The sequence below is a fragment of the Bradyrhizobium shewense genome, assembly GCF_900094605.1.
GTDB classification, from domain to species: Bacteria; Pseudomonadota; Alphaproteobacteria; order Rhizobiales; family Xanthobacteraceae; genus Bradyrhizobium; species Bradyrhizobium shewense.
In genome coordinates, this window is record NZ_FMAI01000035.1 from 6,346 (window position 1) to 30,352 (window position 24,007).

Annotated in this window: 19 protein-coding genes; 8 read left to right on the plus strand and 11 right to left on the minus strand. The window is 63.9% G+C overall.

All coding sequences use genetic code 11. The annotated features are described in order from the left end of the window. The coding region (locus tag GA0061098_RS37925; protein ID WP_245323885.1) for a methyl-accepting chemotaxis protein at positions 1–1,658 on the minus strand (1,658 nt) is incomplete at its 3' end. Between the two features lie 353 nt (positions 1,659–2,011). Then, positions 2,012–4,051: a methyl-accepting chemotaxis protein gene (locus tag GA0061098_RS37930; RefSeq protein WP_091966444.1), complete on the minus strand. Its 2,040-nt coding sequence runs from the start codon at positions 4,049–4,051 to the stop codon at positions 2,012–2,014. Positions 4,052–4,319: 268 nt separating this feature from the next. Here GA0061098_RS37930 and GA0061098_RS37935 point away from each other — a divergent pair, with 268 nt between their 5' ends. Then, positions 4,320–5,486, plus strand: coding sequence for an FIST N-terminal domain-containing protein (locus GA0061098_RS37935; RefSeq protein WP_091966446.1), 1,167 nt, complete (start codon positions 4,320–4,322; stop codon positions 5,484–5,486). Positions 5,487–5,496: 10 nt separating this feature from the next. Continuing rightward, positions 5,497–6,855 carry a hybrid sensor histidine kinase/response regulator gene (locus GA0061098_RS37940; RefSeq protein ID WP_091966448.1) on the plus strand — a complete coding sequence of 453 codons (1,359 nt, stop codon included), beginning with the start codon at positions 5,497–5,499 and terminating at the stop codon, positions 6,853–6,855. 41 nt (positions 6,856–6,896) lie between these two features. Here the strand turns inward: GA0061098_RS37940 and GA0061098_RS37945 are convergent, their stop codons facing one another. The 4 genes from GA0061098_RS37945 to GA0061098_RS37960 all read right to left on the minus strand — a co-directional run bounded on the left by GA0061098_RS37945 (position 6,897) and on the right by GA0061098_RS37960 (position 11,524). After that, a complete protein-coding gene (locus GA0061098_RS37945; protein ID WP_165637866.1) occupies positions 6,897–7,595 on the minus strand; it encodes a response regulator in 699 nt (232 codons plus the stop codon). A gap of 106 nt (positions 7,596–7,701) precedes the next feature. Continuing rightward, a complete protein-coding gene (locus GA0061098_RS37950) occupies positions 7,702–8,388 on the minus strand; it encodes a response regulator (RefSeq protein WP_091966513.1) in 687 nt (228 codons plus the stop codon). A 108-nt stretch (positions 8,389–8,496) separates the two neighbouring features. After that, positions 8,497–9,591, minus strand: coding sequence for a c-type cytochrome (locus GA0061098_RS37955; protein ID WP_245323886.1), 1,095 nt, complete (start codon positions 9,589–9,591; stop codon positions 8,497–8,499). Positions 9,592–9,808: 217 nt separating this feature from the next. After that, positions 9,809–11,524 (minus strand): PQQ-dependent methanol/ethanol family dehydrogenase, encoded by a 1,716-nt coding sequence (locus GA0061098_RS37960; RefSeq protein WP_091966452.1) that lies wholly within the window; start codon positions 11,522–11,524, stop codon positions 9,809–9,811. A gap of 920 nt (positions 11,525–12,444) precedes the next feature. Here GA0061098_RS37960 and GA0061098_RS37965 point away from each other — a divergent pair. The 4 genes from GA0061098_RS37965 to GA0061098_RS37980 all read left to right on the plus strand — a co-directional run bounded on the left by GA0061098_RS37965 (position 12,445) and on the right by GA0061098_RS37980 (position 17,479). Beyond that, the gene (locus tag GA0061098_RS37965) at positions 12,445–12,930 is read left to right on the plus strand and encodes a (2Fe-2S)-binding protein (protein WP_018321562.1); all 486 of its coding nucleotides are present in this window, start codon (positions 12,445–12,447) and stop codon (positions 12,928–12,930) included. Positions 12,931–13,016: 86 nt separating this feature from the next. Next, positions 13,017–15,359 carry a xanthine dehydrogenase family protein molybdopterin-binding subunit gene (locus GA0061098_RS37970; RefSeq protein WP_091966455.1) on the plus strand — a complete coding sequence of 781 codons (2,343 nt, stop codon included), beginning with the start codon at positions 13,017–13,019 and terminating at the stop codon, positions 15,357–15,359. A gap of 14 nt (positions 15,360–15,373) precedes the next feature. Continuing rightward, positions 15,374–16,174 (plus strand): FAD binding domain-containing protein, encoded by an 801-nt coding sequence (locus GA0061098_RS37975; protein ID WP_091966457.1) that lies wholly within the window; start codon positions 15,374–15,376, stop codon positions 16,172–16,174. 198 nt (positions 16,175–16,372) lie between these two features. Next, positions 16,373–17,479 carry a CaiB/BaiF CoA transferase family protein gene (locus tag GA0061098_RS37980; protein WP_091966515.1) on the plus strand — a complete coding sequence of 369 codons (1,107 nt, stop codon included), beginning with the start codon at positions 16,373–16,375 and terminating at the stop codon, positions 17,477–17,479. Between the two features lie 226 nt (positions 17,480–17,705). On the opposite strand, the gene hppD is transcribed toward GA0061098_RS37980, so the two are convergent. After that, complete coding sequence (gene hppD / locus GA0061098_RS37985; protein WP_091966460.1) at positions 17,706–18,821, minus strand: 4-hydroxyphenylpyruvate dioxygenase; 1,116 nt, start codon at positions 18,819–18,821, stop codon at positions 17,706–17,708. 121 nt (positions 18,822–18,942) lie between these two features. On the opposite strand from hppD, the gene GA0061098_RS37990 reads away from it, so the two are divergent. Both GA0061098_RS37990 and GA0061098_RS37995 read left to right on the plus strand, forming a co-directional pair. After that, positions 18,943–19,422: an Lrp/AsnC family transcriptional regulator gene (locus GA0061098_RS37990; protein ID WP_091966462.1), complete on the plus strand. Its 480-nt coding sequence runs from the start codon at positions 18,943–18,945 to the stop codon at positions 19,420–19,422. Between the two features lie 72 nt (positions 19,423–19,494). Then, a complete protein-coding gene (locus tag GA0061098_RS37995; protein WP_091966465.1) occupies positions 19,495–19,806 on the plus strand; it encodes a DUF1272 domain-containing protein in 312 nt (103 codons plus the stop codon). Positions 19,807–19,969: 163 nt separating this feature from the next. On the opposite strand, the gene fahA is transcribed toward GA0061098_RS37995, so the two are convergent. The 4 genes from fahA to GA0061098_RS38015 all read right to left on the minus strand — a co-directional run bounded on the left by fahA (position 19,970) and on the right by GA0061098_RS38015 (position 24,007). Continuing rightward, a complete protein-coding gene (fahA, locus tag GA0061098_RS38000; RefSeq protein WP_091966467.1) occupies positions 19,970–21,241 on the minus strand; it encodes a fumarylacetoacetase in 1,272 nt (423 codons plus the stop codon). Between the two features lie 210 nt (positions 21,242–21,451). After that, positions 21,452–22,798, minus strand: a complete 1,347-nt coding sequence (gene hmgA / locus GA0061098_RS38005) for a homogentisate 1,2-dioxygenase (RefSeq protein WP_165637868.1) — start codon at positions 22,796–22,798, stop codon at positions 21,452–21,454. A gap of 2 nt (positions 22,799–22,800) precedes the next feature. After that, the gene (locus tag GA0061098_RS38010) at positions 22,801–23,757 is read right to left on the minus strand and encodes an MBL fold metallo-hydrolase (protein WP_091966472.1); all 957 of its coding nucleotides are present in this window, start codon (positions 23,755–23,757) and stop codon (positions 22,801–22,803) included. Positions 23,758–23,782: 25 nt separating this feature from the next. Further along, on the minus strand, positions 23,783–24,007 hold the full coding sequence (locus GA0061098_RS38015) for a DUF2783 domain-containing protein (protein ID WP_091966474.1): 225 nt from the start codon (positions 24,005–24,007) through the stop codon (positions 23,783–23,785).

Genomic DNA, 24,007 nt, shown 5'->3' on the forward strand with positions numbered 1-24,007 from the left:
CTCGCGACCACCGCGAAGCCGCGGCCGGCTTCACCGGCGCGTGCCGCCTCGATGGTGGCATTGAGCGCGAGAAGGTTGGTCTGCTCGGCAATCGCGGTGATCAGCTTGACCACCTCGCCGATCTGCTGGGCGGCATGCGACAGCTTGCCGATACGACTGTCAGTTTCCCTGGCCTGGACCACGGCAGCTTCCGCAATCCGGCTGGAGTCGCGGACCTGACGGCCGATCTCCTCGACCGAGGCGGAGAGCTCCTCCGTCGCGGTGGCGACCGACTGCATGTTGGAGGACGCCTGCTCGGAGACGCCGGCGACCTGGCTCGACAGGCTCTGGGTGGTCTCGGCAGTGCGGGTCAGCGTGGACGCGGCCGATTCCAGCTGCACGGCCGAGGCCGACACGTTGGAGACGATGGCGCCGACCGCGCTCTCGAAATCATCGGCGAAGCGGATCAGCTCGGAGCGGCGGCTTGCGGCCTGCTCCCTGTTCTGGGCTTCGCTGGCAGCGGCATCGCGCTCGGCTTTTGCCACGGCTTGAACCTTGAATTCCTCGACCGCACCGGCCATCTCGCCGATCTCGTCCTTGCGGCCGAGACCCGGCAGCACCACGTCGAAATTGCCCGAGGCCAGCTCACGCATCGCCTTGCACATCGCGATCATCGGACGCGAGATGCCGTTGCCGAGCCACAAGGCCAGCACGGCACCGATCGCAAGGCCGCCGAGCGCCATCATCAGCATCAGCTGCTCGGTCTCTCCGATCGTCGCGTTGGCGCTCGCCTCGATGCGCTGCTGGTCAGCAGTCAGGTCCGAACGCAGCTCGGCCGAGAGCTTGAGGATGGTCGCCGCCGTCTTGGTCATCTCACCGTTCGACTTGACGATGATCTTCACATTCTCGGTCAGCTTTGAGAAGGAGGTGCGGTACTGCTTCAGCAGATTGCCGATCTCGGTGACGCGGTCGGTGATCTTCTGGTCGCTGGCATAGATCGAGACCAGCAGGGTCTCGAGGAATTTGATGCGGGCGATCACGCCATCGGCGGTCTTCGGCTCCGGCTTGGCCACGAAGGCGCTGACCGAGGTGGAGACCGCCAGATATTGCGAGGTGATGTCCTTGGCCGTGGTCTGGACCGATGCCAGCCCCGCCAGCGCCGCGGTATCGGCGAGATCGTCGAACTTGAAGCGAATCTTGTTGCCGACGCTGTTGAGCTCATCGGCCGCGATCTTGTTGTTCTCGCGCGTCAGGACGATGATCTCTCCGAACACCTTCGTGAAGCGCTGAAACTCGGCTTCCAGCTTGCCGACCTGCTCACGGCGGGCGGCGCCGGTCGTGGCGGACATCGACTTGGCGATCGCGTTCTTCAGATTGTCTTCGGCGGCCTTGGCTGCGGTCTCGTCATCCATCACGCCCGTCAGGGTATAGGCCCGAGCCAGTCCCTGATAGGCGATGAGGTCGCGATCGACCGTCCGCGCGAGGTCGGCTTCCGACACGCTGGCGCGGTAGGAAGCCACCGCGGCCTGGATCCGCTCGAAGCCGAAATAGGCGAAAGCCATGCTGACGGCGAGGATGGCTAGCACCGCCACGAAGCCGAGGATGATTTTTGCGCGAAAACGCAAGGTTGGCAGCTTCGATTGGTTCGACTTCGACTTGGACTTGGACTTGACCGACATTCCCCCACCCCATTCCATTCGCGGAAAACCAGGCGCAGCCCGGAAGCAGCCCGCTTCCTGACTCGCCCGCACGGTAATCGGCAAAGGATAAGCTGTGGTAAATTTGTGGCGCCGCAACTCGCGGTTAGGTGACGCGGGAAGATGTGTACTCCGCTGTCGTCCCCGACAAGCGAAGCGCAGATCGGGGACCTCCGCGCGAGCGCTTGCGCTCGTCGCGATAGCCACAGGGAGTGGTTTGGCGAAGACTCGGAGTTACCTGCTCGCTCCATAACCACTCCCTGTGGCTATGGGTCCCCGCTTTCGCGGGGACGACAGCGGAGGATGAAGCGAGAGCGAGGGCCTCAGGGCTTTTCCTACGCCGCCCTGATATTCCCCATGAAGCGATCGAGCTCGGCGCGCAGGCGGGTGCTTTCGGATGACAGCGTCTTGGCCGAGTGCAGCACCTCCTCCGAGGCCGAGCCGGTCTCGGCGGCGCCGCGGTTGACCTCACCGATGTCGGTGGCTGCGGTCTGGGTGCCCTGCGCGACGGTCTGGACGCTGCGCGCGATCTCCTGCGTCGCGGCGCCCTGCTGCTCGACCGCGCTCGCGATCGAGGTCGAGATCGACGAGATCTGGCCGATGGTCGCGCCGATCTCCTTGATCGCGGCAACCGATTCGGCGGTGGCGCCCTGCATGCCCGTGATATGCGAGGAAATCTCGTCGGTGGCCTTGGCGGTCTGGCTCGCCAGCGACTTCACTTCGCTCGCGACCACCGCGAAGCCGCGGCCGGCTTCACCGGCGCGTGCCGCCTCGATGGTGGCATTGAGCGCGAGAAGGTTGGTCTGCTCGGCAATCGCCGTGATCAGCTTCACAACTTCGCCGATCTGCTGGGCGGCATGCGACAGCTTGCCGATGCGACCGTCAGTTTCCCTGGCCTGGACCACGGCAGCTTCCGCAATCCGGCTGGAGTCGCGGACCTGGCGGCCGATCTCCTCGACCGAGGCGGAGAGCTCCTCCGTCGCGGTGGCGACCGACTGCATGTTGGAGGAGGCCTGCTCGGAGACGCCGGCGACCTGGCTCGACAGGCTCTGGGTGGTCTCGGCAGTGCGGGTCAGCGTGGACGCCGCCGATTCCAACTGCACGGCCGAGGCCGAAACGTTGGAGACGATGGCGCCGACCGCGCTTTCGAAATCATCGGCGAAGCGGATCAGCTCGGAGCGGCGGGCAGCGCTCGCCTCCCTGTTCTGGGCTTCGCTGGCAGCGGCGTCGCGCTCGGCTTTTGCCACGGCTTGAACCTTGAACTCCTCGACCGCACCGGCCATCTCGCCGATCTCATCCTTGCGGCCGAGACCCGGCAGCACCACGTCGAAATTGCCCGAGGCGAGCTCGCGCATCGCCTTGCACATCGCGATCATCGGACGCGAGATGCCGGTGCCGAGCAGGAAGGCGAGGATCGGACCAAGCAGCGTACCGCCAATGGCGAGCATCAGAACCAGTTGCTCGGTCTGCCCGATGGTCGCTTCCGACTCCGTGTCCAACCGCTGCTGTTCGGCGACGAGGTCCGCCTTCATGGCGGTCGCGCCTTGCAGGATCGCACCGGCCGAACCGCTCATCTCGGTGACGAGCCCGTCGACCAACTTGGCGTTGGCGATCAGCTTCTCCAGCGCCTCGCGATAGGCGCCGAGGATGGTCTTGGCCTCCTTCAGGCCGGCGACGATCTTGTCGTCCATGGAATAGACCGCGCCGAGCGAGTTCTCGACGAACTTCAGCCGCGCCAGCGCGCTGGTCGCGATTGCCTGATCGGACGTCAGCACGAAATTGGTGGCTGCAGCACTGGCGGTTTGGAACTGAGCGTTGACCTGCTTGGTGCCGAACTCGATCGCCTGCGCCTCGGAATCGGACGCGTTGTTGCCGACGTCGTCGAGCTTGTACTTCAGGAGATTGGCTTGGCGCTGCAACTGGTTCTGCACCAGCAACGTGCTGTCACGCTTGGCCTGCAGAACCTTGCCGAAGGTTGCGGAGAAATTCGCGAACTCCTTGGCGAGCTTGTCGAGACTGTCCTTCCGCGCCGGGGTCTTGGCGCTCTTGACGGCCTGGTCGATGGCATTCTTCAGGCTGGCCTCGGCCTCGAGCGCCGCCTTGGCGTCATCTTCCTTGCCGGTCACGACGAAATATCTGACGGCCGAACGGTAGCCGAGCAGCTCGCGGTCGATGTTGCGGGCGAGGTCCGCCTCCGACACGCTGCTGCGGTAGGACCCGACCCCGGCCGAGACTCGCTCGAAGCCGAAATAGGAGAAGGCCATGCTGCCGGCGGAGATCGCCAGCACGACCGCGAAACCCAGGATGATCTTGGCGCGGAACCTCAGGGTGGGAAATATTGTGCGCTTTGACGGCGACGCGATACGCCCGGACATTCCCACCCCCATTATTTATTCCAAACAGCCGCGATCCGAAGGCGCCCCGCCTCCCCGACCGCATGCGCAAAACTAAGGCAGAATCGTCAAGGGGCGGTAAATTCCTCCGGCCCGCAATCCCGGGCTGCGCGAGCCAGACCGGCAACTTCCAGTCCGGACCGGACACCGCGCGACTTGTTGCGGCTAGATTGAAAAAGCCCTACTGTTTTCGGCACTTGGCGACAGATCTTGGCGACAGACCAAGCCGGTCCTTGAGGAGAGAAACGAAGTGGGGCAGGCCGATCTTCGGTTTGGCGGTTCGTCCGGCGTTGCGGTCGCGAAATCGAAAGCTCCGACCGTCGACGAGGCCGTTGCCGAGCTGGTCGCCCAGCTTCCGTCGGACGAGCTGGCCCTGGTCCTGGTCTTCCTCTCCCCCCGCTACGATCCTCATCGGTTCATCGCCGAGATCACGACACACTTTGCGGACACGCCGGTCTGCGGTTGCACGACGGCAGGCGAGCTGGCGCCGGACGGCTGGGACGAGAACAGCGTTGTCGCGATGACGTTCAGCCAGGCCGACTTCAACGCCGTGGTCCGGCCGATCCTGAATCTCGCCAATTTCCAAGTCGAGGACGGCCGCCGGATCGGCAGCGAGCTCCGCCACGAGCTGTTGCGGACGACCTCGGAGGTCGGCGGCCGCAACCCGTTCGGCCTGGTGCTGATCGACGGCATGTGCCGCCGCGAAGAAGCTGTGATGTCCGCCCTCTATGCCTCGCTCGACAATATCCCGATCGTCGGCGGGTCGGCCGGCGACGGCCTGCGCTTCGAAAGGACCTGGGTGTTCTTCGACGGCAAGGCCCACACCGACGCGGCTCTCCTCATTCTCCTCAACACTTCGCTGCCGTTCCGCGTGTTCAAATGCGACAATTTCGAGCCGACCGCACAGAAGTTGGTGGTCACCGAGGCCGATATCGAGCAGCGCGTCGTCAAGGAATTGAACGCGGAGCCTGCCGCCGCGGAATATTCCCGTGCAGTCGGAATCATCGACGCCAAGCTCGACCCGTTCTCTTTCGCATCTCATCCGGTGCTGGTCCGGGTCGGCGGCTCCTATTATGCGCGGTCGATCCAGCGCGTCGATCCCGACGGCTCGCTGCGCTTCTTCTGCGCGATCGATGAGGGCATGGTTCTGACGACGGCAACTTCGTGCAGCCTGGTCGGAGCTACTCGCGACGCCTTTGCGGAGACCCGTGACCAGATCGGTGACGTCTCTCTCTATATTGGCTTCGAATGCCTGCTACGCCGGCTGGATGCCGAGCAGCATCAGCTTTCCCGCGAAATGTCCGAGCTGTACCGGCAGAACCGCGTCGTCGGATTCCATACCTACGGCGAACAGTTCGGCTCGATGCACGTGAACCAGACCTTCACCGGCGTCGCCATCGGCAGGCGGCCGACGTAACGGAGCCGACGTGGCAGAGACCTGGCAGGATGCCGAAACGATCGAGCAGCTTCGGCGGGAGTCCGTCAAGCTGAAGAAGATCAATGCGGCGCTGATGTCCCGCGTCGAGCGGTCGATGGATCAGCAGCTCAATGCGTTCTCGCTGTTCGAAACCGCAATTGCGCTCGACCATCAGATTCGCGACCGGACGCATCAGTTGCGGGATGCTCTGCGTTCGGTCGAACGGGCCAATGAAGGCCTGTACCGCGCCAAGCAGCAGGCGGAAGCTGCAAGCTCGCTGAAATCGTCCGTGCTGATCTCGGTCACCCACGATCTCCTCCAGCCGCTGAACGCGGCGCGCCTGACCCTGTCGGCCCTCACTGAGATGATGGAGTCGCAGGAAGCGGGCCTGCTCATCGACCAGGTCGACCGGTCCCTGGTCACGCTGGAAGACCTGCTGCGCTCGCTTCTGGAGATCGCGAAGCTCGATGCGGGCGCGCTCCGGCCCGACGTGCGGCCGACTGCGCTTGGGCCGCTGCTCGACCAGCTCCGCGACGAGTTCGAGCCTATCGCCTGGAGGCAGGGACTGTCCCTGCGCGTCCGCACCTCGCCGCTCGCGGTCCTGTCCGACCCAATGATGCTCCGGAGGATCCTGCAAAACCTGCTTGCGAACGCGATCCGCTATACTCGCAGCGGCGGCGTCATCATGGGATGCAGACGTCGTGGCGATCGCATCGCGATCCAGATCTCCGATACCGGACCCGGAATTGCGCAGGCGCAGCAGGAGGCGATCTTCCGGGAGTTCCAGCGCGGCGACGCGAGCGCGACCGACCAGGCCGGCTTCGGTCTCGGTCTTTCGATCGTGCGCCGCTTCGCGACGGCGCTCGGGCACGAGGTGCGGCTGTCCTCGCATCTCGGCCGGGGATCGACCTTCGTACTCGACCTGGAGCAGGCCGATCGCGCTGATGTCAGCGACGATCTCCAGGAAATGAAGCCCGCCGATCTGCACTATGGCGCTCTGGGAGGGGCCAAGATCCTGCTCATCGAGAACGACGCCTCGGGCGCGGAGGCGCTGGCCGCCTTGCTGGAGGGATGGGGCTGCGATGTCGCGACCACAAGATCCGCCGCGGACGCCGCCCAGCGTTTGAGTGAGCTAGGCGGCACGCCGGACGCCATCATCGCCGATCTCCATCTCGATCACGGCGAAAGCGGATTGTCGGCCGTCGAGGGAATCCGGCGCCAGTTGAACTCGGACGTGCCGGCGATGATCATCACCGCGGATTATTCCGAAAAGGCTGCGGCGGAAGCCAGCCGCTATGGGCTGGAAGTGCTGAAGAAGCCGATCAGGCCGGCGGAAATGCGCGCACTGCTGTCGTTCCTGCTGAGCTAGTTCATCACCCCGCGCCGCATCGACGGCGAAAGAGGGCTGCATCATGCTTGCGGATCGGTCCGGGCGCGGTCGCGCTTCGCGGCCGCTCCCGAGCCCGCCAGCGTGGCAAAATCGATCTTCGACATTTCGACGATCGCCTTGGTGCGGCTCAACACGTTCAGCTTGCGCAGGATATCCGAGACGTGAACCTTCACGGTGGTCTCGGAGATCTTCAGCTCGAAGGCGATCTGCTTGTTCTGCAGGCCGCGCTTGAGCATTTCAAGAACGCGCAATTGCTGCGGCGTCAGATCGTGAAGGCGCTTCAGGAGCTCCTGGGCCGCGATCGGCGAACGCTGCGGGCGGGCCAGCGCGCGAAAAGCGGCCGGCAGACATACCGCGCCGCGGACGACTTCGCTGATCGAATGCGCCAGCTCCTGCTTGGACGAAGATTTCAGGATGTAGCCGGATACGCCGAGCGACAATGCGCCCGAGATGATCTGCGCGTCCTGGTGCCCCGACACGATGACGACGGGAATGCGCGGAAACGCCTTGCGGATGCGGATGATACCGGACAGTCCGGTCGTCCCGGGTATCGACAGGTCGAGAAGAATGAGGTCGACATCGGGTCTCGACGCCAACAGCTCGAGCGCATCGTCGATCGAGGCGGCCTGAAGCATATCGGCATCCGGCGTCGCCATTTGCAGCGCCCCCTCGAGCGCCTCGCGAAACAGCGGATGATCCTCGACAATCAGAAACCGCATCAGATTTGGGCCGTTCCCAGCTCGTCACCGAAGTCAGCGATCAGAGCGGCGAGCATGCCGTTGCCGGAGCAATCCTGCTTGATCCAGATCAAGTCGGGCCAGCAGCTCATTGCGGCCTCCCGCGATCGATCCTCGCATGGGGCCGCTGCCGCGGATCCGGCAAATCGACCTTGCCGATCTCGACGATCGCCTTGTTGCGGCTGAACAGTCCGAGCTTGCGCAGGATCTCGGTGATGTGCGCCTTCACGGTCGATTCGGCGAGTTGAAGCTCCTGCGCGATCTGCCGGTTCGGATAGCCGCGGCGAAGCAGATCGAGCACCCGAAGCTGCTGCGGCGTCAGTTCGCGAAGCTTGACCCTCAGTGCCTTGCTGCTGTCGGCGCGCTTCCGCTGCGGCTGCGCCACGAAATCCTTCGGCACCGACACCGATCCGCCGAGGACGCCTTCGATCGATTGCGCGAGCTCGCGCTTGGACGTGGATTTTGGCAGATAGCCGGCAGCACCCAGCGCCAGCGCCTCGCGGACCACATGCTGATCCTCCTCGCTCGAGACGATGGCGACCGGCAGGCGCGGATAGGTCTCGCGCAGCCTGAGAAAACCGGAGAAACCGGTTGCGTCGGGAAGCGAGAGATCGAGCAGCGCAAGGTCGATCCCCCGCTCGACCGAAAGAACCCGCAAGGCGTCCTCGATCGACATCGCCTCCAGAATGCGGGCCTCCGGCAGCGCCAACCGCACGGCATTGCCGAGCGCCTCGCGAAACAGCGGATGATCATCGATGATCAGGAAGCTGGTCATGGCACCTTCCCCGGGGTCCATCGCGCGGGCGCATCCATCGGACGTTGGTGCCGATGGATGCGAAACGGACCCTAGAACATCTCCGCGATGCCGTCCGGTCAAGACCATTCAATCGTTCGATTCGGTCTGAACCGTCAGTAGAAAGGCGTAGATGCTGTCGAACTGGCCGTCGGTGAAGACCTCTTTCCAGGACGGCATGCCCTTGGCTGGACGCCCCTCATGCACCGTGGTCAAGAATTTCTCTCGCATCTCGTCGCCGTAGCGGTGACGCAGCAGCCTCAGATCGATCTTCCGCTCGCTCTGGATCGCGTCGGGACCATGGCAATGCGCACAGGTGCCGTTGAAGATCTCCTTGCCCTGACCGACAGCTTCGGCATTTGACGCCAGCGCGTCGCCCTTGGTCTCGGTCGCGACGACGTTGGCCACTTGCGCCACGCCGGTCCCGGCTCCGGTCGTGGTTCCCGCCGGCGTCTGCACGGCGCTGAGGCGGAGAGGCTGACCGGTCGGCAGGCCATACTTCACCTTGAGGTCGGCGATGGTCCGCTCGAGGTCCGGCAAGACCGCATCGATCTGGTCGCGCAGCTCTGTCGAGGCCTTCGCGAAGCCGATCGCCGCGTCCCACGACAAACCTTCGCCTTCGGTGAGCTGAACGCGATAGCGATCCTGGTAGACGGTCTTGTTCAGCCAGCCGGCCACGGGCCCCCAGATAAAGGCGACGTCGGCCTTGCCCCGATCGAGCGCCTGCATGCCTTCCTCGGGCGACAGCACCGTCACCTTCTGGATATCGTCACGCGTCGCCAGGAGGTTTTGCGGTGTGCTGGCGAACTGCACGGCGACCCGCTTGCCCCGGAGATCGTCGACCCCTGAGATCGTCCGGTCCTTTGCGGTCACGAGGGCGTAACCTTCACGCGCAACCGTGCTCGAGAAGATGACGGCTGGCCCCATGAAATCCTCGGAGCGCGGCAGGCCGATCATGGCGTCGCACTGCTTGCCGAGCAGAGTGACGCGGACGGTGCGCTTGCCGAAATACGACTTGTACCAATCGTAGGCGATCGGCCGGCCGAGTGCCCGCGCCAGCGCCTGCCCGATCTCGACATAGAAGCCGGGTTGCGAGGGGCTGTTGCTCGAGAACGGAAGATTGGTCGGATCGGCACAGAGCCGGAACGGCTGCACTTCGTCCGCTCGGCCTATGGCGGCCGGCACGATGAGCGCGGAGCCGGCAATGCATGCAAGTAAAGCTGCGATGGCGCGACATCTGCTATTGCCAAGGCCAGAATGAATTGGACGCATCTTCACCTCCCGTGGTTGGGCATCTTTGGCGTGACGTTGCGACAAGGCCTGGCCTCGGCCGCAACGACGCGATCACACTTTGGGAAAAGAGCGCGTGTATCCCGTCACTTGGGGATACACGCGCCAGTGGTCACTGGACGGAGAACACGAAGAGCGAGCCGCCCTCGGGAGCTGCAGCCGTCATCTTCTTGCCAACCTCGCCCAGGAACGCGGGCAGCGCTGCCGTACGGCCGACGACGATGGCGACGTATTGCTTGCCGTCGACCATGTAGGTCACAGGACCCGCACCGATGCCGGAGCCGAGATTCTTGCTCCAGAGCATTTTGCCGGATTTCGCATCGATGGCGCGGAAGTCGCCATGGATGTTGCCGGCGAACACCAGGCCCCCACCAGTGGTCAGCGTACCGCCATTGAAAGGCAGGTCTTCCTTGATGGACCAGACTTTCTTCTGATTGACGGGATCCCAGGCCACGAGTTCGCCGAGGAAGCCGCCGGGGCCTTCCTTGGTCGGGAATTCGGCGCCGAGATAGAACACGCCGCGCTTGTAGGCGACGTCACTGACCGACCAATCCATGCAGACATTGTTGGAGGGAATGTAGACGAGGCCGGTCTGCGGGTTGAACGACATCGGCTGCCAGTTCTTGCCGCCGATCAAATTGGGGCAGATGTCCTTGGCGGGATGACCGGGGCCCGGACGCTTGTCGGGATCCTCGACCGCGCGCATGGTGGCAAGATCGAATTTCTGCGCCCAGTTCGAGAAGACATACTTCTCCGCCGAAAGAACCTTGCCGGTCTCGCGGTTGGCGACGAAGAAGAACCCGTTGCGATCGGCCTTCATCAGCGCTGGAACGTTGCTGCCGCCGATGTTGAGGTCGGCGAGCACGGCCTCGTTCACGCCGTCATAGTCCCAGGCGTCGGCGGGTGTGGTCTGGATATGCCACTTGATCTTGCCGGTGTTGGGGTCGAGCGCGAGCGTCGAGGCCGTGTAGAGGTTGGTCAGCTTGCCGAAATCGCCGTTGCCGGTCGAACGCACGGCAGTATTCCACGGCCCGGGATTGCTGGTGCCCCAATACACGGTATCGGTCTTGGGATCGTAAGAGCCGACCAGCCAGGCCGCGCCGCCGCCATGCTGCGCGGAATCGCCCTTCCAGGTATCGCCGCCGGGCTCCTCCGGCGTGGGAACGGTATAGGTCTGCCAAGCGAGCTTGCCGGTGTTGATGTCGAAGGCCTGAAGCGCGCCGCGCACGCCGTACTCACCACCGCCGAAGCCGGTGATGACCTTGTCGCGCACGACCAGCGGCGGTGAAGTGATGACCGAGCCCTGCTTGTAATCGACCACCTTCGCCGTCCACAGCGCCTTGCCAGTCGCAGCGTCGAGCGCGGTCAGCTTGCCGTCGAGCCGGCCGACGAAGATCTTGCCGTCGGCGTAGGAGACGCCGCGATTGTTCACGTCGCAGCAGGCGTATTGCAGCACGTCGTCCGGAATCTCCGGCTCGTAGGTCCACTTGCGCGCGCCGGTCGCAGCGTCGAGCGCATAGACGTATTTCGGCCCCCATGAGGTCGAGACGTACAACGTGTTGCCGATGACGATCGGCGAGGATTCGTTCGAGCGCAGCGATGCAAGCGAGAACGAATAGGCAAGCGACAGCTTGCCGGCGTTCTCGGCGTTGATCTGGTTGAGCGGGCTGAATCGCGTGTTGGCGTAGTCGTGGCCCGCGACCGCCCATTGATTGGAATCGGATTGCGCTTTGAGCAGTGAATCGTTGGCGCGAACGCCAACCGTGCCCGTGCCCAGCATCGCGATCATCGAAATGCCGGCCAAGAAGCCCCTCGTTCCAAAGGTCATTTATTCCCTCCGTGATGTTGCTTTGCGCGCCACGTTGGGCGCCGATGCGCTTTGCGCATTTCGATACGCAGTTCACCTGCGAACCATCACGGAAATTACAGCATCGCCTTTTCGCGCTTAGTATAGGCGGAAGGTAGTAGTGCAAATCACTGTCAGGCTTGACCACTCATCTCGTTGTCGGCACTCGCTTCTTGTCGCTCGTTGGCAGCTCGAAACCGGCGATCGGATTGCGGCAACATCGTGTAGCCATCCGCGCGTTCCGTCGAAAGTCGGCGTCAGCCACGACCGCAAATCACGACGGCGGTTCAACCGCGGCGGATGACCGCTGGGCGTTACGATATCCGTCAATGTCGCCGTGTGGTTGTCGCCCGCTGTGACCGGCAGGCCTTCAGCACGACGGTGGCACTCGGTTCGCGAAGCCATCTCGAGAGTTCGGTTGGCTCTTCGCATCCACTGATCGCCAGGGAGTAGAGGCGGACTTGGGCAGTCCGCCTCTCGGCAGCCCCGCCGAGCCGGCCAGGCCCCTCATGAATCGATCAACGCTTCAATAATATCAATGGCTTATCGCGCAAAATCCTACTACCAAGATCGCGATTACAAAGTTGCTCGGCCGTGCTCCTATTTGCGGAACGACGACAGAGGTCCCAAGGGAGAGACAATCGGCGGCGCTGGACCGAAATCCGCGGGCGAGCAGCCTTCGCGCGATGGCAGAGGAGGACGCCGCGGAAGACGAGAGACCATCTCCCCGCAGGTTTCGGACAGGTCGCGCCATGCACTGGCTGCGGCACGGATCGCTGCTGTCTGATCGCGGCGCCTCGACGACCGTTTCGTGACGCCCGGCGACCCAAAATCCCAGTTGCAAAGTTTCATCGCGCTGTTTCTAATTGGAATAACTACAAACATTCTGGGAGGACGACACCGTGTCTACAGTCAAACTGACAGTGAACGGCAAGGCCGTTGCTGTCGACGTCGAGGACCGCACGCTGCTGGTCCAACTGCTGCGCGATCACCTCAATCTCACGGGGACCCATGTCGGCTGCGACACCAGCCAGTGCGGCGCCTGTGTCGTGCACATGGACGGTCGCGCGGTGAAATCCTGCACCATGCTGGCGGGCCAGGCCGACGGCGCCAGCATCACCACCATCGAAGGCATCGCCAAGGGCGACGAGCTGCACCCGATGCAGGCCGCCTTCCGCGACAATCACGGCCTGCAATGCGGCTATTGCACGCCGGGCATGATCATGTCGGCGATCGACATCGTGCACCGCCATGGTGGTCAGCTCGACGAGGCGACCGTCCGCACCGAGCTCGAAGGCAATATCTGCCGCTGCACCGGTTACCACAACATCGTCAAGGCCGTGCTGGATGCAGCCGGGCGCATGAAGGTCTCGCAGGCGGCCGAGTAAAGCGGCACGCCTCGAACGAACAAAATCACCGCTGCCGCTCTCGAAGGAAGGCGCAGCCATAAAATTTCCGGTCGGGAGGACCAGACATGGGTGTTGAAGGCATCGGCGCGCGAGTCGTGCGCAAGGAAGACAAGCGTTTCATTACCGGCAAGGGCCGGTACGTGGACGACATCAAATTGCTGGGCATGACCCATGCCCATTTCATCCGCAGCCCGCACGCACACGCCAAGGTGAAGGGGATCGATTCCTCCGCCGCGCTGAAGATGCCGGGCGTGGTCGCGGTGCTCACGGGCCAACAAATCGTCGACGACAAGGTCGGCAACCTCATCTGCGGCTGGGCCATCACCTCCAAGGACGGCAGCCCGATGAAGATGGGCGCTTGGCCGGCGATGGCGCCGGAGACGGTGCGCTTCGTCGGTCAGGCCGTCGCGGTCGTAATCGCCGACAGCAAGAATCTGGCGCGCGACGCGGCCGAGGCCGTCGTCGTGAATTATGAAGAGCTCCCGGCCGTCGCCGACATGCAAGCCGCGATCAAGGCCGGCGCGCCGCAGCTTCATCCCGAGGCTCCCGGCAACCAGGTCTATGACTGGGTGATCGGCGACGAGGGCGCCACCGATGCAGCCTTCGCCAAGGCCGCCAATGTGGTCAAGCTCGACGTCACCAACAACCGCCTCGCGCCGAATGCGATGGAGCCGCGCGCGGCGATTGCCGATTACGACGCGGCGGAAGAGCATTTCACGCTCTATACGACCTCGCAGAACCCCCATGTCGCCCGCCTCGTGCTCTCGGCCTTCTACAACATCGCCCCCGAGCACAAGCTGCGCGTGATCGCGCCCGACGTCGGCGGCGGCTTCGGCTCCAAGATCTTCATCTATCCCGAAGAGATGGTGGCGCTGTGGGCCTCCAAGAAGATCGGCCGTCCCGTGAAATGGACCGGCGACCGCACCGAGGCCTTCCTCACCGACGCGCATGGCCGTGACCATGTGACCCATGCCGAGATGGCGTTCGACGCCAACAACAAGATCACCGGCCTCAAGGTGAAGACCTACGCCAATTTCGGCGCCTACATGTCGCTGTTCTCGTCCTCGGTGCCGACCTATCTCTACGCGACGCTGCTGTCGGGCCAGTACAACATCCCGGCGATCCATGCCGAGGTGGTCGGGGTCTACACCAACACCACGCCGGTCGACGCCTATCGCGGCGCCGGGCGCCCCGAGGCGAGCTATCTGATCGAGCGGCTGATGGAAACGGCGGCGCGGCAGTTGAAGGTCGATCCGGCCCAGTTGCGCCGGACCAACTTCATCACCCAGTTCCCGCATCAGACGCCTGTCATCATGGCCTACGACACCGGGGACTTTAACGCCTCGCTCGACGCTGCCATGAAGGCGATCGACTATGCCGGCTTCCCCGCCCGCAAGGCCAAGGCGAAAGCCGACGGCAAGCTGCGCGGCATCGGCGTCTCCTGCTACATCGAGGCCTGCGGCATCGCGCCGTCGAAGGCGGTCGGTAGCCTGGGCGCCGGCGTCGGCCTGTGGGAATCGGCCGAGGTGCGCGTCAACCCGGTCGGCACCATCGAGATCCTCACGGGATCGCACAGCCACGGCCAGGGTCACGAGACCACGTTCTGCCAGCTCGTCGCGGAGCGCCTCGGCGTTCCCATCAGCCAGGTCTCGATCGTCCATGGCGACACCGACAAGGTGCAGTTCGGCATGGGCACCTACGGCTCGCGCTCGGCGGCCGTCGGCCTCACCGCGATCCTGAAGGCGATGGAGAAGATGGAATCCAAGGCCAAGAAGATTGCGGCGCATGCGCTGGAAGCTTCCGAGGCCGACATCGTCATCGAGAACGGCGAGTTCAAGGTGACCGGCACCGATAAGGCGATTGCCCTGCCGATGGTCGCCCTTGCAGCCTATACCGCGCACAATCTGCCTGACGGGATGGAGCCGGGTCTGAAGGAGAGCGCCTTCTACGATCCGACCAACTTCACCTTCCCGGCCGGCACCTATATCTGCGAGCTCGAGGTCGATCCCGGCACCGGCAAGACGTCCTTCGTCGACTTCGTCGCGGCCGACGATTTCGGCCGGCTGATCAACCCGATGATCGTCGAGGGCCAGGTCCATGGCGGCCTCGTTCAAGGCATCGGGCAGGCGCTGCTCGAGCACGCGATCTACGATGCCAACGGCCAGCCGGTCACGGCCTCGTTCATGGACTACGCCATGCCGCGCGCCGACGATGTGCCCTCCTTCAATCTCTCCCACACCACGACGCTCTGCCCGGGCAATCCCTTGGGCATCAAGGGTTGCGGTGAGGCCGGCGCGATCGGCGCCTCTGCGGCCGTGATCAACGCGATCACGGATGCGATCGGGAAGAACAATCTGGAAATGCCCGCAACCCCTGACCGGGTGTGGCGCACGATCCACGCGGCTTAAGAGGAGGAACGAAGATGTACCAGACCACCTATCATCGCGCTTCCTCGGTCGACGAGGCCGCCAGCCTGTTCGCCAAGGGCAGCGAGTCAAAGTTCCTTGCCGGCGGCCAGACGCTGCTTCCAGTCATGAAGCAGCGGCTCGCCAGCCCCTCCGACGTCATCGACCTCGGCAAGATCAAGGAGCTGCAAGGCGTCGAATTGTCGGGCGACACGCTGATTATCAAGGCCGCCACGATCTATTACGACATTATGACCAATGCCGATGTGAAGAAGGCGATTCCCGCGATCTCCTATCTCACCTCGGTGCTCGGCGATCCCGCCGTGCGTTACCGCGGTACGATCGGCGGCTCGATCGCCAACAACGATCCTGCGGCGGATTTTCCCGCCGCACTGCTCGCACTCGGCGCCACCGTGAAGACCAACAAGCGGTCGATCTCGGCCGAGGACTTCTTCCAAGGCCTGTTCACCACGGCGCTCGAAGACGGCGAGATCATCACCGCCGTGTCGTTCCCGGTTCCGGCGAAAGCAGGCTACGAGAAGATGCGGCATCCGGCTTCGCGCTTTGCGCTGACCGGCGTGTTCGTCGCGCAGAGCAAATCGGGCGAGGTCCGCGTCGCCGCGACTGGTGCCTCGCAATCCGGTGTGATGCGGGTTCCTGCGATTGAAGCCGCACTGAAGGCGAACTGGTCGCCGGCGGCGATCGACGGCGTGACGATTTCGGCGAACGGATTGCTGGCCGACATCCACGGCACTGCCGAGTACCGCGCCAACCTCATCAAGGTAATGGCGCAGCGCGCGGTGGCTGCGGCGCGCTGATAGCGCCTCGACACAAATTTTCCGCGGCGCGCACTTCGGTGCGCGCCGTTTTATTTTGGCGGTGCGGCATCAAAAGCGCTTGCCTCGCTGGCATGAAGGCGAGAAAAGTTAATCAGCCGATTAACTCGCTCCAAAGAAGAATGTCAGCGGCGATTGCCGAACCATCGGCATCCGCCCGCGACCCGAGGAAACAACAACGTGCTCGATAAATCAGCGCCCACCTCGACCGTCCGCGCCTCCGGCCCGCTTTCGGGCTTCCGCATCGTCGAATTCGCCGGCATCGGCCCCGGCCCGTTCGCCTGCATGATGCTGGCCGACATGGGTGCCGACGTCGTCACGCTCGACCGGGTCGGCGCGAAGAAGAGCATGAAGTCGGTGGCGGGGCGCGGCCGCAAGGTGATCGAGCTCGACCTGAAGGACAAGGCGGCGATCGCAGAGGTGCTCGACCTGCTTGCCAGCGCCGATGCGCTGGTCGAGGGCTTTCGTCCCGGCGTGATGGAGCGGCTCGGGCTCGGGCCGGACGTCGTGCTCGCACGCAATCCCAAGCTGGTCTATGGCCGCATGACCGGCTGGGGCCAGGAAGGCCCGCTCGCCAATGCCGCCGGCCACGACATCAATTACATCTCCATCACCGGCGCGCTCGCCGCCATCGGCACGAAGGAAGCACCGGTGCCGCCGCTCAATCTGGTCGGCGATTTCGGCGGCGGCGCGCTCTATCTCGTCGTCGGCGTGCTCGCGGCCCTGCTGGAAGCGCAGCGATCCGGCAAGGGCCAGGTCGTCGATGCCGCGATGTGCGACGGGGCGGCCTCGCTGATGTCGTTCTTCTTCGACATGACCACGCTGGGACGCTGGACCGAAGGGCGCAACCAGAACTTCCTCGACGGCGGCGCGCATTTCTACGGCGTCTATGAATGCGCCTGCGGCCATTTCGTCTCGATCGGCTCGATCGAGCCGCAGTTCTACGCGCTGCTGCGCGAGCATGCGGGTCTCACCGATGCCGACTTCGACGCGCAGATGAACCCCAAGGCCTGGCCGGCGCTGAAGGAGAAGCTGAAGGCCGTATTCAAGAGCAAGACGCGCGAGGACTGGTGCAAGATCATGGAAGGCACCGATATCTGCTTCGCGCCGGTGCTGACCATGTCGGAAGCAACCCGGCATCCGCACATGGTCGCCCGCAACGTGTTCGTCGAGCGCCACGGCGTGAAGCAGCCCGCGCCCGCGCCGCGGTTTTCGCGCACGCCGTCGGCGGTGCGTGAACCGGAGGCGGCGGAGATCGGGGCGGTGATGCAGGCGTGGAAAAGATAGACTCTCCGCTGCCGCCTCAAATTCCCCCGTCGTCCCGGACAAGCGAGCGTAGCGAGTGCAGATCCGGGACCCATAACCACAGGAAGCGGTTTGGCGAAGACTCGGAGTTATCTGCTCGCGCCGCAACTACTCCCTGTGGTTATGGGTCCCCGCCCCCGTGCGCGATTGCGCACTAGGCGGGGACGACACCGACATTGAGGGTGCCCCCCGCGTCTAACGCAGGTGCTTACGCCGCATCCACCTTCAACACCCCGCGCCGGATCTGATCCTCCTCGATCGATTCGAACAGGGCCTTGAAGTTGCCCTCGCCGAACCCGTCGTCGCCCTTGCGCTGGATGAACTCGAAGAAGATCGGGCCGATCGCGTTGGCCGAGAAGATCTGGAGCAGCACCTTGGTCTGGCCGCCCTCCACCACGCCTTCGCCGTCGATCAGGATGCCGTTCTTCCGGAGACGCGCGAGGTCCTCGCCATGCTTGGGCAGGCGCGCGTCGATCCGCTCGAAATAGGTCTCGGGCGGCGACGGCATGAAGGGCAGGCCGGCGTCGCGCAGGTCTTCGATGGTGGGGTAGATGTCGCGGCAGCCGCAGGCGATGTGCTGGATGCCCTCGCCGCGATAGGTCTTCAGATATTCTTCGATCTGGCCGGAATCGCCGGCATCCTCGTTGATCGGAATCCGGATCTTGCCGTCCGGGCTGGTCAACGCCCGCGAGAACAGGCCGGAGGCGCGGCCCTCGATGTCGAAGAAGCGGATCTGGCGGAAGTTGAACAGCTTCTCGTAGAAGCCGGCCCAGACATCCATGCGGCCGCGATGGACGTTGTGGGTGAGATGGTCGAGATAGAACAGGCCGGCGCCGGCAGGCCGCGGATCGCGCGCGCCGAGCCATTCGAACTCGGCATCATAGGCCGAGCCCTTGGCGCCGTAGCGATCGACGAGATAGAGCAGACTGCCGCCGATGCCCTTGATCGCGGGCACGTCGAGCGTCTTCTGCGCCGATGACACATCGGCAGGCTCCGCACCGAGCGAAATCGCGCGGTCATAGGCCGCCTTCGCATCGACGACGCGGAACGCCATCGAGGGGGCGCAGGGCCCGTGCGTGGCAACGAACTCGTAACCGTGGCTGCCGGGCTCCTCGTTGACGAGATAGTTGATGTCGCCCTGGCGGTAGACTGTGATTGTCTTGGTCTTGTGGCGCGCGACGGGCGCATAGCCCATCAGCTTGAACAGCGCGTGCAGCTCTTCCGGATTGGGATGCGCATATTCAACGAATTCGAACCCGTCGGTGCCCATCGGATTGTCGGCACTGACAGTGGCCGGCGGTGCATCGTGCGGAAACGGTCCCATGGTGTTCTCCCGAAAGGTTGCTGGAAGGAACTATCCTTCATAGGACGCGCAAGGAGCGTGCAAACGGGACGCGTTTTGACTATGATATGCACGATCCGTGCATGAAATGGACAAATGACGCATGATTTCGGTTGACGCCTTCGACCTCAAGATCCTGGGCGCGCTCCAGGACGATGGCCGCCTCACCAACCAGGAGCTTGCCGACCTCGCGGGACTTTCGGCCTCGCAATGCTCGCGCCGGCGGATGCGGCTGGAGGAGGAGAAGGTGATCGCGGGCTATCATGCCGATCTCTCCAGCGAGGCGCTCGGCTTCGGCGTGATCGCCTTCATCCAGGTGACGCTCGCGACCCACTCGCCGGATAATTCGAAGCGGTTTCGCGCATTGGTTGGCCGCATCGACGAGATCCAGGAGGCCTATTCGCTCACCGGTGACGCCGACTACGTGCTGAAGGCGGTGCTGCGCGATCTCAAGGGTCTTTCCAACCTCGTCAACGACGTCTTGATGCCGCATCAGAGCGTGGCGCATGTGCGCTCCTCGATCGTGCTCGACAGGCTGAAGGAGAGCTCGCGATTGCCGCTGAGGGAGATCAAGGCCGGCTGAAATCGAGGGAACTACGTCATTCGCGCTTCCCGCGCGATCTGCGATGATCCCAGCCAATCCGGAGATTCAGCCATGGCCCTCCAGCTTCGACCGAACTGCGAATATTGCGACCGCGACCTGCCGCCCGATGCAATTGATGCGCGGATCTGCTCCTACGAATGCACGTTCTGTGCGGATTGCGTCGAGACCAAGCTCTCCAACGTCTGCCCGAACTGCGGCGGCGGTTTTGCGCCGCGTCCGATCAGGCCGACGCAGGAATGGCGGCCGGGCGTCTGCACGAGCAAGCAGGCACCGTCAGACAAGCGGGTGCATCTGAAATACAGCGTCGAGGACGTCGCGACGCATTGCGCGCGGATACGGGACGTGCCGCCGGAGAGGCGCTAGGTCTTTCCACACCGTTGATGCCGTAGGGTGGGCAAAGGCGCTCTTGCGCCGTGCCCACGATCTTTCGATACGCCGAGCGATGGTGGGCGCGCTTCCGCCGTCGCTCTTCGAGCTATGGCGGACAAGTCGCTTTGCCCACCCTACGAGACCGAGCGTGCGGCAATCACTCCGCCGCCAAAATCGTCCCCTCGACCTCGCCGAACCCAACGCGATAGCCATTGCCCTGGCACCAACCGCGCATGACGAGACTGTCGCCGTCCTCCAGGAAGGAGCGCTTGGCGCCGCCGGGCAATTCAACCGGCTCGGTGCCGTTCCAGCTGATCTCGAGCAAGCTGCCGCGCTGGTTCTTCGCCGGACCGGAGATGGTACCGCTCCCCAGGAGATCGCCGACATTCATCGCGCAGCCGCTGGAGGCGTGATGCATCAGCTGCTGCACCGAGGACCAATACATGTATTTGAAATTGGTGCGGCTGATGCTGGCGGGCGCGTTGGCGCCGGCGGCGCGCAAGGAGACGTCGAGCTCGACATCGTAATTCTGCGGCTTGCCCTGTCTGAGATAATCGAGCGGCACCGGCTCCTGCTCCGGTCCGTTCAAGCGGAACGGCTCCAGCGCCTCGCGCGTCACCACCCACGGGCTGATCGAGGTCGCGAAGGCTTTTGCGAGGAACGGGCCGAGCGGCACATATTCCCATTGCTGGATGTCGCGCGCGCTCCAGTCGTTGAGCAGCACGAAGCCGAAGATCATCTCCTCGGCTTGTTGCTCGCTCAGCATGCCGCCCATCGGCGAGGGCTGCCCGACGACGACGCCCATCTCCAGCTCGAAATCGAGCCGCTTGCACGGCCCGAAGCTCGGCACGTCCACATTCGGCGGCTTCAGCTGTCCGCGCGGTCGCTTCACCTTGGTGCCTGACACGACGACGGTCGAGGCGCGACCGTTATAGGCGATCGGCATATGCAGCCAGTTCGGCTGCAACGCATTGTCCTTGCCGCGAAACATCACGCCGACATTGGTGGCGTGCTCCTTCGACGAATAGAAATCGGTATAGCCGGAGACCGCGAACGGCAGATGCAGTCTTGCATCGCGCATCGGCACCAACGCCTGCTTGCGCAGCTCCTCATTGTCGCGCAGCTCCGGATGATCGGCCCGGAGGAGCTCGCTGATCCGCGCCCGCGTCTTGGCCCAGACCTTTGGTCCAAGCGCCATGAAAGGATTGAGCGAGGGCCCGGAGAACACCCCGAGCGGACCGACATCGAGCCGGGAATCCTGCTCGAGCTCCCAGAGATCGAGCACATAATCACCGATCGCGACGCCGACACGCGGCGTCGGATTCGCCGCGGTCGAGAACACGCCGTAGGGCAGGTTCTGGATCGGGAAGTCGGAGGCGGGATCGTTGTTGATGAAGGAGCGGAGGCTGGGGTCGTTGGGGTGGGGCATGGGCTTCCCGTTGCACAGCGGTGACGGTGTCACCCTCCCCTGGAGGGGGAGGGTCGGCTCATATTGAGCGCAGCGAAATATGGGACGGGGTGGGGTGATCTCTCAACACGGGCAGCGTTCCACGCAGAGAGACCGTCACCCCACCCCGCTACGCATTCCGCTTCGCTGCATGCGTAACGACCCTCCCCCTCGAGGGGAGGGTAAGAGAGACTACGGCTTGTTCGGGTCGAACCGCTTCTCAAGTCCCTTCCAGCAATCCGCGTAGTCGTCCTGCAGCGTGGACGCGTTCGCGGCGTGCGCGGTGACGCGCTGCGGGTAGCGGGTCTCGAACATGAAGGCCATGGTCCCCGTCAGCTTCACCGGCTTCAATTCGCCGTTGCTGGCATGCTCGAAGGCATCACGATCGGGGCCGTGCGGCAGCATGCAATTGTGCAAGGAGATGCCGCCGGGGACGAAGCCTTGCGGCTTGGCATCGTAGACGCCGTAGATCAGGCCCATGAACTCGCTCATGATGTTCATGTGGTACCAGGGCGGCCGGAAGGTGTTGTCGGCAACCATCCAGCGCTCGGGGAAGATCACGAAATCGATATTTGCGGTGCCCGCCGTCTCCGACGGCGAGGTCAGCACCGTGAAGATCGAGGGATCGGGATGATCGAAGCCGATCGCACCAACCGGCGAGAAGGTACGCAAATCGTATTTGTAGGGCGCGTAATTGCCGTGCCAGGCGACAACGTCGATCGGCGAATGCGGCAAAATGGTCTTGAACAGCGAGCCGCCCCATTTCACGTAGAGCTCGGTCGGCGTGTCCTTGTCCTCGTAATGCGCGACCGGCGTGAGGAAATCGCGCGCGTTGGCCAGGCAGTTGGCGCCGATCGGCCCGCGCTCCGGCAGCGTGAACGCGCCGCCGTAATTCTCGCAGAGATAGCCGCGCGCCGGCCCGTTCGGAATCTCGACGCGGAACTTGACGCCGCGCGGGATCACCACGATCTCGCCGGGCTCGGCATCGATGCGGCCGAACTCGGTGACGAGGCGAAGATTGCCCTGCTGAAGCACAAACATCAGCTCGCCGTCGGCATTGTAGAAATGCTGGTCCACCATCGACTTGGTGATGAGATAGACGTGCGCGGCCATGCCGGCCTGCGTGTTCACATCGCCCGCCGTCGTCATGGTCTGCACGCCCTGGACGAAGGTCACATCCTCCTTCGGGAGCGGCGTCGGGTCCCAGCGCATCTGCGCGATCGGCAGATCGTATTCATGGCATGGCGCAGAACGCCACAGGCCGGCCTCGACTTTCTCGAAGCGGCCGGAATGCTTCACCGAGGGGCGGATGCGATAGAGCCATGAGCGCTCATTGGTGCCGCGCGGCGCGGTGAAGGGCGAGCCGGACAATTGCTCGGCATAGAGCCCGTAGGCGCAGCGCTGCGGCGAGTTGCGCCCGATCGGCAGCGCGCCCGGCAGCGCTTCGGTCTCAAAGCTGTTGCCGAAGCCGGACATGTAGCCCGGCGTCACCTGCGCCGAGCTTCGGATGATCTGATCGGGCGAGGTGTTGATGTTCATCACTATCCTCCTCCTTGCAGGGCTGCCCACATGTCCTGGTCGCGCTTGTCGGTCCAGATCACGGGATCGTCGATCCCCGACGCCTCGTCAAAGGCGCGCGACACGTTGAACGGCAGGCAGTGTTCGTAGATGGCGAAGCTGTGGAATTTCGGGTCCATTACCTCGCGGGTCGCCGCCATCGATTCCTTCAGCGTACGCCCCTTGGCCACCGAGATTTCGGCTGCACCATAGAGCGAGGTGACGAAATCGCGCGTCATCGCGATGGCTTCGCGCACCGTGGCCGTGCCGTTGAGCGCATCACCGCGGCCCGGCGCGATCGCCTTGGGATTGAAGTTACGGATCTCGTTCAGCGTCAGCGGCCATTCGCGCAAATGCGCGTCGCCGCAATAGCAGGCCGAGTGATATTCGATGAGGTCGCCGGAGAACATCACTTCGGCATCAGGCACCCAGGCGACGATGTCGCCGGAGGTGTGGCCGGCCCCGAGCTGCATCAGCCGCACTTCGCGCTTGCCGAGATAGATCGACATCTCGCCTTCGAAAGTCAGTGTCGGCCAGGTCAGGCCGGGGATGCTCTGCGCATCCTGGAACAGCCGCGGGAAGCGGCCGTACTCGGAATCCCAATCCTGCTTGCCGCGCTCCTCGATCAGCCGATAGGTCTCCTGCGAGGCGACGATGCCTTGCGCCTTGTAGGCGGAGGCCCCTAGCACGCGCACGGCATGATAGTGCGACAGCACCACATATTTGATCGGCTTGTCGGTCACAGTGCGGACGCGCTCGATCACCTTGTTCGCCATCGCCGGCGTGGCCTGCGCGTCGAACACCAGGCAGCCGTCGTCGCCGACGATCACCGCGGTGTTCGGATCGCCCTCGGCGGTAAAAGCATAGAGATCGGTGCCGATCTCGGAGAAGGTGATCTTCTTCTCGGAGAGATCGCCGGTGGATGCGAAGTTCTTCGCCATCAATTCGTCCTTTGAGTCTTTTGGGTTATTGTTGTTGCTGTTGCTGCTGCTGGCCGTCGATCATGCGGCGCTTGGCAAGCTCGACCGCCTCACGCAGGACATCGATGTCGCCGATATGGTTGGCCAGGATCAGCACCAGCGCCGCGTCGAAATCGGCGCTCTGCTCCTCCGTGAGCCCGCGATGCGCTTCGACGATGGCGCGGAAGGCATCGTCCGGCCGCGCAAAGTTGGAGCTGGTAGACAACGGCAT